10 protein-coding genes and 1 riboswitch are annotated in these 12,970 nt (G+C 68.3%); of the genes, 5 read left to right on the top strand and 5 right to left on the bottom strand.

All coding sequences use genetic code 11. The annotated features are described in order from the left end of the window. Window positions 1–49: 49 nt before the first annotated feature. A complete protein-coding gene (locus tag NG1_RS24885; protein WP_062974671.1) occupies window positions 50–1,369 on the bottom strand; it encodes an aminotransferase class V-fold PLP-dependent enzyme in 1,320 nt (439 codons plus the stop codon). Window positions 1,370–1,416: 47 nt separating this feature from the next. After that, window positions 1,417–1,530: riboswitch (SAM riboswitch) on the bottom strand. A gap of 535 nt (window positions 1,531–2,065) precedes the next feature. On the opposite strand from NG1_RS24885, the gene NG1_RS24880 reads away from it, so the two are divergent. Then, window positions 2,066–5,977, top strand: coding sequence for a Pls/PosA family non-ribosomal peptide synthetase (locus tag NG1_RS24880; RefSeq protein WP_062974669.1), 3,912 nt, complete (start codon window positions 2,066–2,068; stop codon window positions 5,975–5,977). Continuing rightward, window positions 5,977–7,323 (top strand): M1 family metallopeptidase, encoded by a 1,347-nt coding sequence (locus tag NG1_RS24875; RefSeq protein WP_062974743.1) that lies wholly within the window; start codon window positions 5,977–5,979, stop codon window positions 7,321–7,323. Before NG1_RS24880 ends, NG1_RS24875 begins: the two co-directional genes overlap by 1 nt. Here NG1_RS24875 and NG1_RS24870 read toward each other — a convergent pair whose 3' ends face one another. Then, window positions 7,324–7,509 (bottom strand): hypothetical protein, encoded by a 186-nt coding sequence (locus tag NG1_RS24870; RefSeq protein WP_062974667.1) that lies wholly within the window; start codon window positions 7,507–7,509, stop codon window positions 7,324–7,326. A gap of 27 nt (window positions 7,510–7,536) precedes the next feature. Then, complete coding sequence (locus tag NG1_RS24865) at window positions 7,537–7,995, bottom strand: DUF2752 domain-containing protein (protein WP_062974665.1); 459 nt, start codon at window positions 7,993–7,995, stop codon at window positions 7,537–7,539. Window positions 7,996–8,182: 187 nt separating this feature from the next. Between NG1_RS24865 and NG1_RS24860 the strand changes: the two genes are divergently transcribed. From NG1_RS24860 to NG1_RS24850, 3 genes are all read left to right on the top strand, one after another. Then, on the top strand, window positions 8,183–9,235 hold the full coding sequence (locus NG1_RS24860; protein ID WP_062974663.1) for an alpha/beta fold hydrolase: 1,053 nt from the start codon (window positions 8,183–8,185) through the stop codon (window positions 9,233–9,235). Between the two features lie 301 nt (window positions 9,236–9,536). Then, the gene (locus NG1_RS24855; RefSeq protein ID WP_062974661.1) at window positions 9,537–9,974 is read left to right on the top strand and encodes a hypothetical protein; all 438 of its coding nucleotides are present in this window, start codon (window positions 9,537–9,539) and stop codon (window positions 9,972–9,974) included. A gap of 136 nt (window positions 9,975–10,110) precedes the next feature. Then, on the top strand, window positions 10,111–10,533 hold the full coding sequence (locus tag NG1_RS24850; RefSeq protein ID WP_062974659.1) for a PPOX class F420-dependent oxidoreductase: 423 nt from the start codon (window positions 10,111–10,113) through the stop codon (window positions 10,531–10,533). 38 nt (window positions 10,534–10,571) lie between these two features. Here NG1_RS24850 and NG1_RS24845 read toward each other — a convergent pair whose 3' ends face one another. Together NG1_RS24845 and NG1_RS24840 are read right to left on the bottom strand one after the other, a co-directional pair. Continuing rightward, window positions 10,572–11,174, bottom strand: coding sequence for a hypothetical protein (locus tag NG1_RS24845; RefSeq protein ID WP_157114218.1), 603 nt, complete (start codon window positions 11,172–11,174; stop codon window positions 10,572–10,574). A gap of 136 nt (window positions 11,175–11,310) precedes the next feature. Then, entirely contained in the window at window positions 11,311–12,843 is a 1,533-nt protein-coding gene (locus NG1_RS24840; RefSeq protein ID WP_245660037.1) for an MFS transporter, read from the bottom strand. Window positions 12,844–12,970 lie beyond the last annotated feature (127 nt).

Here is a 12,970-nt window from a genome sequence, read left to right as displayed (position 1 = left end):
ATACGGCGATAGTATCCGGTGTAACCACGCCATCGGGACCAGCGCGGCCTCAGCCGACGAGGCAGGGGGCTGCGCCGGTGGGGGCGGTGGAGGTGAAGGGGCGCGTTTCGGGCGTAGGGTTCCAGACGCCGTTCTCGGCGGCGTAGTTCCAGGTGGGGCCCGTTCGCGCGAGGATGGCGATCGCCTCGATCAGACGGTCCACGTCGGCGGAGGTGGTGCCGAGGCCGATGCTGGCGCGCAGTGCGCCGTTCAAGCCGAGGCGGGCCAGCAGCGGGTGGGCGCAGAAACGTCCGTCGCGCACACCGATGCCGTGTTCGGCGGAGAGATAGGCGGCGACGTGGCCGGGGGCGAAATCGTCCAGGGTGAAGGCGACGATGCCGACGGAATCAGGGCTGTCGATCCAGATCCGCAGCAGTTGGACGCCGGGAATCGTGGCCAAGCCGTCGCGCAGGCGGTCGGCGAGCCGGTGTTCGTGCGCGGCAAGGGTTTCGGCGTCGATCCCGCTGAGCGCGTCACAAGCGGCGGCCAGCGCGGCGGCGCCGAGCACGTTCGGCGAGCCTGCTTCGTGCCGCTGCGGAGCGGACGCCCATTCGGCCGCGTCGCTGCGCACCTCGCGCACCGCGCCGCCGCCCGCGAGGTAGGGCTGCGCCGCGTCGAGCCAATCCCGCTTGCCCACCAGCACACCGGCGCCGAACGGCGCGTAGAGCTTGTGCCCGGAGAACGCCAGGTAGTCGATCGCGGTGTCCCGCAGGCTGATCCGCCGATGCGGCGCCAACTGGGCGGCGTCCACCAGGATCCGGGCGCCGCACTGATGCGCGATGGTGGCCAGCCGTTCCAGCGGAAGCACCTCGCCGGTCACGTTCGACGCTCCGGTCACCGCGAGCAATGCGGCCGGCTTGCTGCACAGTTCGGCGACCAGCCTGCCGATGGTCTCCTCGACCGTGTCGGCGGCCTGCACGACGCGCCTGCCCCGCTTGGTCCACGGCAGGAAGTTGGCGTGGTGCTCGATGTCGAGCACCACGGTGTCCCCGGGGACGCAGGAGGCCAGCAGGTTCAGCGAGTCGGTGGTGTTGCGGGTGAAGACCACCACCTGATCGTCGGCGGCGTCGAGGAACCGGGACACCGATCCGCGAGCGGCTTCGTAGCACTCGGTGGAGATCCGCGAGGCGTAGCCCGCGCCGCGGTGCACGCTCGCGTAGTACGGCAGCAACTGCTGCACGCGGTCGGTGACCTGGGCCAAGGCGGGCGCACTCGCGGCGTAGTCGAAATTGGCGTAGGTCGCCGATCCGCCGTGCACCAGCGGCACGCGCAGTTCGTCCCCGGACACCCGGGCGAGTGCGGCACAGGAGTTGTCGACAGCAGTAGTCATCACGTGAATCCCGTCGGCTCAGGGACTCGCGACCGAACGATTCGGCGAGTCCGCGCTTGCCGCGCCCGGTTGGGCGGCGGCCGGGTCGTCACCCGGAGCACCCCACCGCGGAGGAGGGTTGCCGGCCAGCAAGCCGGGGCTTCGCGCTGGCACTCATGACCAGACCCGAGAGTGGCAGAAGCGCCCCGGCACTGTCAACCACGTTCCACCCGAGTCCCCACGAGCACCGCGTGGACATAACCACCACGCGTCGGCCATTACAAGCACCCCCACGACGACGCGCGAGCCGAGGTTCTCGAGCGCCTCCGTATCTCGAACGCGCTGAACCCGATCGCGGCGCCCCGCTGCGACTCCCTCGATGACCGGCCGGAACAAACGGGCGTCCCGACCCTCGCGAGGACCAGCTCCGGACCGCTCGATGAGCCGAATCACACCTTCGGATCGGCGATCTCCCGGCGAACGCGGCGGGCGAGCCGCCCACCAGCGTTTTGCCCTACCGGAGCGGCGAATATCGATCCCACCTGCAACAACGCGCAGCGCACCCACCGATCCGGCATCCGGTTCGGTGAACAACAAGCGACGACAACCCGGGTACCGTGGACAGCTGGCCACAGCGCTGTTTGCCCTTTGGTAACCCAGCTATGACACAACAACGGGAAAGTGTGAGGCAAGTCGATGGGAGGTGCGCACAGCACCATGCTCGAGACAGACGTCGACGCGCCGGCGGGCCCGTTGTCACGCGGCGATCGCGCACCGGAGGCCAGGACGCTCGTCGACATCCTGACCGCGACGGCGCTCGCCCATCCCGACGCCCCCGCCATCGACGACGGCCACGTGGTGCTGTCCTATCTGGAATTGGTCGTCGAGATCGAGAACACCATGGCCCGGCTCGCCACCGCGGGCGTGCGGCCCGGCGATCGGGTCGGCGTTCGCATGCCGTCGGGCACCCGCGGGCTCTATGTGACCATCCTCGCGATCCTCTACTCCGGCGCCGCTTACGTGCCGGTCGACGCCGACGACCCGGACGAGCGCGCCCAGCTGGTCTTCGGGGAAGCGCAGGTCACCGCGATCGTCACCGCCGAAGGCATCGAGACCACGGCCGCGGGCATCCGCGCAGCGGAGCAGCAGCGCGAACAGACCTGGTCGACGCTGCCCACTCCCGGCGACGACGCCTGGATCATCTTCACCTCCGGTTCCACCGGCACTCCGAAAGGCGTTGCGGTCACCCATCGCAACGCGGCCGCCTTCGTCGACGCCGAGGCCGATCTGTTCCTGCGCGACGCCCCGATCGGTCCGGGTGACCGGGTGCTGGCGGGTCTGTCGGTCGCCTTCGACGCGTCCTGCGAGGAGATGTGGCTGGCCTGGCGCAACGGCGCCTGCCTGGTGCCCGCCCCGCGTGAGCTGGTGCGCACCGGCGCCGACCTCGGCCCGTGGCTGGTGCGGCGGGAGATCAGCGTGGTCTCGACCGTCCCGACCCTGGCGGCGACCTGGCCGGTGGAGGCATTGGAGGCGGTGCGCCTGCTCATCTTCGGCGGCGAGGCCGTCCCGCCGGAGCTCGCCGAGCGCCTCGCGGGGAACGGTGATTCGGCTCGCGAGGTGTGGAACACCTACGGCCCCACCGAGGCCACGGTGGTCGCCTGCGCCGCGCGCTTGGACGGCCGGTGGCCGATCCGAATCGGCCTGCCGCTCAACGGCTGGGACCTGGTCGTCGTGGACGGGGCGGGTAACCCGGTGGCCGAGGGGGAATCCGGCGAACTGGTGATCGGCGGCGTCGGACTGGCTCGCTATCTCGACCCGGTCAAGGACGCCGAGAAGTACGCGCCGCTGCCTTCTGTCGGCTGGGAGCGCGCCTACCGCAGTGGCGACCTGGTCCGCAACGACAGCGCCGGACTGGTCTTCCTCGGCCGCGCCGACGATCAGATCAAACTGGGCGGGCGGCGCATCGAACTCGGCGAGATCGACAACGCTCTGCAACACCTGCCCGGCGTCACGGCCGCCGCGGCGGCCATCCGGACCACCAAGGCGGGCAACAAGCTTCTGGTCGGCTATCTGACCGGACCCGGCCCGGACTTCGATGTCAAGGCCGCGCGCGCCGTCCTAGGTGGACAACTTCCGGCACCACTGGTGCCCAGGCTCGCGGTGGTCGACGAACTGCCCACCCGCACCTCCGGCAAGGTGGACCGCGACGCGCTGCCATGGCCGCTGCCCAATGCCGCCGAGGACGACGACGACAACGACCTGACCGGCACCGCCCAATGGGTCGCCGGACTGTGGGATGCCATTCTCGGCGCGGAGGTCGGCGATCTCGACGCGGACTTCTTCGACCTGGGCGGCGGCTCGCTCGCGGCGGCGCAGCTGGTCACCGCCCTGCGCGAACGGTATCCGCAGATCGCCGTCGCCGACGTCTACGACCATCCCCGCCTCGGCGCCCTGGCCGACCTGCTGGAACAGACCACCCCCGCGGTGGCTGTCGCCGAGCGCACGGTGCGGCCGACGCCGCTACCCGCGCAGGCGGCGCAGGTGCTGGCCACCATTCCACTCACCACCCTCACCGGATTGCAGTGGCTCACCTGGCTGGCGATCGTCGGCAATATCGCGGCCTGGTCCGGCTCACTGCCCTGGCTCCCCCAGCTGTCCTGGTGGTGGACGCTGGCCGCGTTCCTGCTGTTCATCTCGCCGCCCGGCCGCATGGCGATCTGTGTGGCGGGCGCGCGGCTGCTGCTGCGCGGCATCCGGCGCGGCAGCTATCCACGCGGTGGCGCGGTACATCTGCGGCTGTGGGCGGCCGTCCGTCTCTCCGAGGCCAGCGGCGCCGAGAACCTGTCCGGAGCGCCGTGGATGGTGCCGTTCGCCCGCGCGCTCGGCGCGAAGATCGGCAAGGGCGTCGACCTGCACAGTCTCCCGCCGGTGACGGGCATGCTCGAACTCGGTGACGGGTGCAGTGTGGAGCCGGAGGTCGACCTGTCCGGCTACTGGATCGACGGCGACGTGGTGCATCTGGGCCCGATCACGATCGGCCCCGGCGCGGTGGTCGGCTCACGCTCGATCTTGCTGCCGGGCACCAAGATCGGCAAGAACGCCGAGGTGGCCCCCGGCTCCGCGGTATCGGGCAAGGTGAAGGCGGACCAGGCCTGGGCCGGTTCGCCCGCGGTGAAAGTCGGTAAGGCACAGCACCGCTGGCCCGCGCACACGCCCGATCGTGCCCGGCACTGGGTCGGCATCTTCGGGATCACGTCGATGGCATTGGCCGCCATGCCGATTCTCGGTATCGGCGCCGGTGGGGCGTTCCTGGCCTGGTTCGTTCGCGACACCCGCACGCTCGCCGCCGGCGCCGCGCGCGCGTTCGCCGTGCTTCCCCTCGCGACCTTGCTCAGCCTGGGCGTCTACGCGGCGGCGACCATCGTCGCGGTCCGGCTGCTGAGCATCGGCCTCACCGAGGGCTACCACCCGGTGCGCAGCCGGGTCGGCTGGCAGGCCTGGGCCACCGAGCGGCTGCTGGATTCCGCGCGCACCTTCCTGTTCCCGCTGTACGCCAGCCTGCTCACGCCCCTGTGGCTGCGCTTGCTCGGCGCGAAGATTGGTAAGAGCGTCGAGGCCTCGACCGTGCTGCTGCTGCCGAAGTTCACCACCGTCGCCGACGGGGCGTTCCTGGCCGACGACACCATGATCGCCGGTTACGAACTCGGCGGCGGCTGGCTGCACATCGGGGAGGCGAAGGTCGGCAAGCGCGCTTTCCTCGGCAACTCCGGGATGACCGCGCCCGGCCGCCGTGTCCCGAAGAACGGGCTGGTCGCGGTGCTGTCGGCGGCGCCGTCCAAGGCGAAACCCGGCTCGTCCTGGCTGGGCAGCCCGCCGGTCCGGCTGCGCCGCGCCGCGGAGAACGCCGATACCGCGCGCACCTTCGACCCGCCCGCGCGCTTGCGGGTAGCCCGCGGCATCGTCGAAACCTGCCGCTTGGTCCCGGTGCTGGTGACCTTCGCGATCGGACTCGGCGTGCTTTTCACCCTCGCCTGGCTCGCGCAAACGTTCGGCCATCTGGCCGCCGGACTGCTCAGCGGGTTGGTGCTGCTGGCGGCAGGCGCTGTCGCGGGGGCGAGCGCGGTGGCCGCCAAATGGTTGCTGGTGGGGCGGATCCGCACCGGGGAACACCCGCTGTGGAGCTCGTTCGTCTGGCGCAACGAGGTCTCCGACACCTTCGTGGAAACGGTTGCCGCGCCGTGGTTCGCGCGCGCGGCGACCGGGACGCCCGTACTGAACCTCTGGCTTCGCGGTCTCGGCGCGCACATCGGGCGCGGGGTATGGTGCGAGTCCTACTGGCTACCGGAGGCGGACCTGGTGACTCTCGGCGACGGCGCGACCGTGGAACGCGGCTGTGTGGTGCAGACCCATCTGTTCCACGACCGGATCATGGCCATGGACACCGTCACTCTCGGTGCCGGCGCCACCCTCGGTCCGCACTGCGTGGCGCTGCCCGCCTCGGCGCTCGGCGACGGCGCGACCATCGGCCCGGCTTCGCTGGTCATGCGCGGTGACACGGTGCCCGCCTCGACGCGCTGGTGGGGCAACCCGATCGCGCCCTGGTTCACGGGCGACCCCGGGGCGCGCTGATGACGGGCAAGTTCTACGAAGCCCCCATCGACGAGTACCTCCCGCAGAACGGCAACCGGGGGTATCGGGTCACCCGGTACGAGCTGGAGCTGGCCTACCGGGTTGCCGCCAACCGCCTCACCGGGCGCGCCGCGATCACCGCGGTCACCACCGAGGTGCGCACCCGGTTCGCACTCGATCTCGCCCAGGCGCTGAGCGTGTCGAAGGTGTCCGTCAACGGGATCAAGGCCGCGAAATTCGCACATCAGCACGGCAAGTTGATCGTCACGCCGCAGCAGCGGATTCCGGCGGGCGGCGTGCTGGCGCTGGTGGTGCAGTACGGCGGTACCCCGAAACCGGTGCGCGGGCCGTGGGGCGAGGTCGGCTGGGAGGAACTCACCGAGGGCGCGCTCGTGGCCAGCCAGCCCAACGGCGCGGCGTCCTGGTTCCCCTGTGACGACCACCCGAGTTCCAAAGCGAGCTATCGGATCTCGATCACCACCGATTCGCCTTACTACGCGGTGGCGAACGGAACCCTGCTGCGCAAGCAGACCAAGGCCAGTCAGACCACGTGGGTGTACGAGCAGCCCGAACCGATGTCGAGCTACCTGGCGACCATCCAGATCGGTCACTATCGCAAGCACCGCATCGGCCCCTCGCACTCCGCGGTGCCGATGCACGCCGTCCTACCGCCGCGGTTGCGCGTCAACTTCGACCACGACTTCGCTCGCCAGCCGCGGATGCTCGAGATCTTCAGCGAGAAGTTCGGTCCCTATCCGTTCGAGGACTACACCGTGGTCGTCACCGACGACGAGCTGGAGATCCCGATCGAGGCGCAGGGCATCTCCATCTTCGGCGCCAACCATTGCGACGGCCGGCGCGGCGCCGAACGGCTGGTCGCGCACGAGCTGGCCCATCAATGGTTCGGCAACAGCCTGACCATCCGGCAGTGGCGCGATATCTGGCTACACGAAGGCTTCGCTTGCTACGCGGAATGGATCTGGTCGGAGGCCGCGGGCGGACCCACCGCCGACCAGCTGGCCCGCGCCGCGCGGCACAACCTCTCCCGCGAGCCCCAGGACATCGTCATCGGCGATCCGGGACCGCAGCGCATGTTCGACGATCGCGTCTACAAACGGGGTGCGCTCACCCTGCACGCGCTGCGCCTGGAACTCGGCGATTCGGGATTCTTCGACCTGCTGCGGGAGTGGACCATCCGCTACCGCCACTCGTCGGTGACCACCGAGGAGTTCACCGACCTGGCGGGGCACTACAGCCTGGTCTCGCTGCGCCCGCTGTGGGACAGCTGGCTGCTCGCCGAGCGGCTACCGCAGCTGCCGCCCTACGGCGGCGCGTCGACGGCCTGATCAGAACACCAGATAGCGGGCGGCGAGTTCCTCGACGAGCGGATCGTCCTCGGGGACGTTCGCCAGCGCGTCCAGATCGGTTTCCACGGCGATCTGCCGGGGGTCGTCGTGCTCGGTATCCCGCGGATCCTCGATGAGCTGGCGCAGCAACTTCTCCCGCACCCGGGTCTTCAGCGAATCGTTCATACCTGAGGGTGCCCCCACATCGGCGTGTTACACGGGTGTGAACAGGGTTCCCCACGGCGTATTGCGCACCACGGTGTAGATCGCCAGCAAGGCGAAGAATGTCCACATGGTGGTCCGGCTGATCGACGGCAGCCGCATCTTCTGCCCGCGCCACGCCTGGACGGTCCAGTCCGTCACCCACACCACGAACGCGACGACCAGCGGGATCGCGAGCAAGTTGCTGTGCAGGGCGTCGAGCACGTGCCCGTCGGTGAGATTGTGCACGGCGCGCATCCCGCCGCAGCCGGGGCAGTACCAACCGGTCAGCGCGTAGACCGGGCAGGTCCCGTAGGAGCCTTCGACGTGCGGATCGCGCAAATGCAGCAGCACCCCGACGCCCACTCCGACACCCGCGACGAGCAGGGGAAGTCCGACGCCGCGCCAACCGGTCCTCGGCTCGGGTCCCAGCTCCGTAGCGGGGCCGGAGGAAGGTTGCGCGATATCCACGAAGTCAACCGTAACCGGGTGGCGATACGTCCGATACCTCACAACCCGGTTCATTCCGAAATGATCTTTTGCGGTTGCGATTCCGGGGGTACTCCCCGATATACACCAGGAATGCCGTCGTGCAGCGCTAGCACTAGCAAGCACCTTGCTTGCACTGTACGGTGACGGTGGACACAAAGGAGTGCTCATGCTGGCGAAGTCGATGAGGACGCTGGCGGACGCGCACAACGGTGCGCTCACCGCCGATTACCGTGCCGGACTGCGGTCCCGCACCTTCCGGACCGCGTCGTTGAACGCGCCCACCGCCCGTCACGCGGTCATCCCCGTCACCACCAAGGACGGCGCTCGCCTGCGAGTACACGCGTACGGTCCCGCGGAGGGCGATGTCATCGTCCTGATCCACGGCTGGAGCTGCAGCATCGAGTACTGGAACCCGCAGATCAACGCCTTCGCCGACCGGTATCGCGTGGTCTGCTACGACCAGCGCGGCCACGGCGCCAGCGAACTCGGCAAGTCGGCCCCCACCAAAGAGTCACTGGCCGACGACCTTTCGGTAGTCCTGAATGCGACGCTCCGCCCCGGGCAACGAGCCGTTCTGGTCGGTCACAGCATGGGCGGGATCACGGTGCAGGCGTGGGCCGCTCGCTATCCGGAGCAGGTGCGCAAGCAGGCCGCCGCCGCCGTGCTGCTGAACAGTTCCTCGGGCAACATCCGCTACGACACCGACCTGCTTCCGCTGCTGAACAAGCCGCTGACGCTGGCGGACCGGCCGATCACCGTGCTCGGCGCCACCGTGCGGATGCCCATGATCGTCTCGGAGACGCTGCTCACCGCGCCGGTTCCGCTGCCGGGCGGCTGGCCGGCCAGCGCGCTGCTCAAGGCGCGCGTGATGACTCCGCACGCGACCGCCGACCAGGTGGAATTCGCGCTGGGCATCGTGCGGTCGTGCCGGCCGCTGACGCGCGGCAGGCACGCCGCCGCGCTGGCCGACATGGATCTCGCCGAAGCCGCCGCCTCCCTCACGGTGCCGACCACCGTGATCGCGGGCGCGCACGACCGCTTGCTGCCCGAACGCATGTCGCGCCGCATCGCCGACGCGCTCGCCGAGACGGGCCATCTGGCCGCGTACCACGTGTGGCCCACCGGCCACCTCGGCAATATCGAAGCCGCCGATCGCTTCAACGCGGAGTTGGCCGCTATCGCCGAGACCGGCCATTTGCGCTCCGCGGCCGCGGGCTGACCCGAGACCGCTTCCCTGGGCCGGTCGATGACGCCCGGCCCAGGGGCGAGGGTGAGCCGACCGCCGACACGCCCCGCTCCGCTATCGCACTCCCGTAGGTTTGCCAACCAGATACTGCATAGACGGCTCTTCGGACGCAGCCTGTCGCTCACCACGAAAATCCGGCGTTTCTACGCCGGATTTCCTTTGTTCAACTCGACCTCCGCACGCTCTCGTTAACATTCGGCGAACTCAAGTCGACTCAGAGGACAGACAGGTTCGGGTTCCGACGAAGGGAGCATCGGTGAGTGTCCGGCGTGGCGTGGCGGTCCTGGCTCTGGCAATCGGCGCACTCGGTGCGACCGCCCCCGCGGCCACCGCGCTTCCCCTAGGCGTCCCCCCTGCCCGAACGCTCTGTGGCGGCGATGGTGCCGGCATCGGCATGATCGCCGCCTTCTACGACCCCGACCGCAATTACTCCGGTGTTCCGACGCTCTGGATCCACCCGGAGTTCGTCTTCGCACCCGATCGACCCGGCGGCTCCTGCGGCGTAACGGTCACCGTTTCGTGGCGGAACTCCGATACCGGCGTCTTCGGAACCCTTCCCCCCATATGGCTCGACGACCGGACCCCGGCCGAGGAGAACGTCGCCGGCTCGTGGATACCGGTCGGCATTCCCGCAGGCCTCGGCCGAGTGGAAGTCCTGATCGCGACCGACTCTCCGCACGTCCCGGGCAAGGGAGTCTTCGTAGTCACGTAGTCCGGGCTCTCCGCCCCGGCACGACCGGCGCGGGCTCTCGATCAGTGGAGGATCCATCCGATCCGCTTGCTCCGAGCGCGATCTCGTCGGGTGCCGGGGCGGGAATGAAAGCGTCGGCCGAGCGGTAGAACAACACATGACACTCGACGACGAAGCCCGGGCACTGATCGGACCCGGTGCCGACGCGACACTGGTCACGATCAACCCGGACGGCAGCCCACAGGTCTCGGTCGTCTGGGTGGCTCTGCAATCGACACCGGACGGCGACGAACTCGTCACCGCGCACCTCGGCGTCTACCAGAAGATCCGGAACGTCCGCCGCGATCCGCGCGTCGCGGTGACCATCCTGTCCCCGGAACGGGGTGAGGTGATGCGCCCGTATCTGTCCATCACCGGCACCGCACGCGTGGTGGAGGGCGGCGCACCGGAACTGCTCCGAGAACTCGCCAAGACTCTGGCCAGTCCGAATGCCGAGTTCCCTCCCGCGGACGCCCCGCCCGGTTACCTCACCCGGATCCGCATCGAGAAGGTCGGCGGCATCGGCCCTTGGGCCTCCTGACACCGATGAGAGTCCCGCGCTCGAGCCGAGCGCGGGACTCAGCCGGAGCGACGGCGTGACTTCATGCTCCGTACCCATTGCGCGATAGCCACCACGGCCGAGAACATCGCCGTCGCGCCGGCCAGCAACGCCGTACCGGTGAGTTTCGCGGTGGAGAACTCCACCTTTCGCAGTCCCGGCAGGGGGTACTGGCCGTTGCCCGAGGCCCACCGGATCACGTAGCCGACCTGAGTTCCCAGGTCGGTGGGAGGCCCGGACCCGATCATGTTGCGCAGCTCCGGCCCCTTTCCATTCAGATAGACCAGCGTGAAGGCGACGAAGAGCGCCACCGCCACCGCGGAAACGGTCGTCAAGCGAGCGAGCGCTTCGGTGCGGGCCCAGAGATTGATCACCGCGGCGATGACGGTGAGGAAAATCGCGATGGTGGCGAGAATGGCCCACTTTCCGCTGAGGTTGGTGTGAGCCGGCGGACTCTTCGACCACAGACCGACGAGCGTGGTGGTGATGTGGGTTTGACCGAAGGCGTTGCTCCAGATCGTGCCGTCGGGCCCGCCGGTGGCGAGCCACGGCTTGAACAACAGCGTGAAGGTGATCAAACTCCCCGCCGCGGCACATAGGAAGCCCGCGTTGTCCCGGAGCAAGATGACGAGTGGCCGGACCCGCGCACGTAGTTTCCCGACGTCGACTCTGCGTTTTCGGGCCCTGCCCGCTGACCGGCGCGGTGCGGCTGCCTGTCGATCCTTGCTCGTACGCCACGGAGTCGGCTGCACCATCTCGCTAATCCCTGTTCGTCGAATCGATACCCGACGCGCCGTCAGACACCGGCTCGCTACTTATGGCAACTGGAGTTGAGGGTTTCGCCACGGACAGCGGATCCGCGATGTCCTCCAGGGACTGCCCTTCGGCGTTCACTCCGAAGAACCAGGCGACCAAGCCGCCGACGATCATGAACCCGGCGCCGATGAGGTACCCCACCGTGAGCGGGAACCGGTCGGGGCTCGGGTTGTCGGCGCCGCCGACCAGGTGCCCGAACAGGAACGGTGCGACAACCCCACCGGCGCCCTGCGCGATGGCGAAGAAGAACGAGATGGCTTGACCACGCAGTTCCAGCGGAAAGATCTCGCTGACCGTGAGATAGGCGGAGGAAGCGCCCGCCGAGGCGAAGAAGAAGATGACGCACCAGAAAATCGTCTGCGTGGTGGCGTCGAGCATGCCCGCGTTGAATGCCCAGGCCGAGATGAAAAGCAGGAAACCGGATATCGAGTACGTCGCGCAGATCATCTTCCGGCGACCGATACTGTCGAAGAGCGGGCCGAGCACCAATGGGCCGATCAGATTGCCGATCGCAAAGGGGAAGAAATAATATCCCGTGTGATGCGCGGGCACGTTGTAGAAATTGATCAGAACCAAGCCGACGGTGAAGAAGATCGCGTTGTACAGAAATGCTTGCGTGGCCATCATCGTGAATCCGAGGAAGGAACGGGAAGGATACCGTCCGAAGAAGATCCGACCCATCTGTAGATAGGACAGCCGCTCCGTGTCCACGATATCCAAGGCTTTGCTCTCGTCGACCGGAGGAAGTTCGACTCCCCTGCTCCGAACCTGCGCTTCGATCTCGTCGACGGTCCGCTCGGCTTCCTCGGCCCGCCCGTGGGTGAGCAGCCAGCGGGGGCTCTCGGGGATGTGCCTGCGCAGGAAGATGATGACGAGCCCGAGGACGGGTCCGATGAAGAATCCGAGCCGCCATCCCCAATCGGTCGGAACGAAACGTTCGTTGAACAGGACCAGGCTGGCTGCCGCTCCCAAAGCCGCACCGCCCCAATAGGTGCCGTTGATCGCGATGTCGACCCGGCCCCGATACTTCGACGGCATGATCTCGTCGATCGCCGAATTGATCGCCGTGTATTCTCCACCGATTCCGGTGCCCGCGATGAAGCGGAAGAAATACAGCGACCACGCATTCCAGGAGAAACCGGCCAATCCGCTGCCGATCAGATAGATCGCCAGGGTCAGGATGAAAAGTTTCTTGCGGCCGAGCCGGTCGGTGAGCCGGCCGAAGACGAGTGCGCCGACGACCTGGCCGGCCAGATACCACGAAGCCATCGCGCCGACCTGACCGGACGTGAGATGCAGTGCGTCGGCGTCCTGTAGCGGGCCGCCCATGCTGCTGACGATCTGGATCTCGATTCCGTCCAAGATCCAGGAGACGCCGAGCCCCACGACGATGAGCCAATGGAACCCGGTCCACGGAAGCCGGTCCATCCGGGCGGGAACCAGACTTCGGATTACCTCGGTTCGGTTTTCCAACACTTGATGATCACCTCGATTGCAGAAGGAGCCGGTTCGCCCACGGGGCCGCGTGAGGATCGGCAGGATAGGACCGCATCGATGCCGGGCAACGATGGTTCCCCGAGGGACGTAAGCCTCGATCTGGTCC

The organism is Nocardia gamkensis NBRC 108242, from assembly GCF_001612985.1.
Lineage (GTDB): Bacteria > Actinomycetota > Actinomycetes > Mycobacteriales > Mycobacteriaceae > Nocardia > Nocardia gamkensis.
This window is presented reverse-complemented; position numbering and strand designations above follow the sequence as displayed.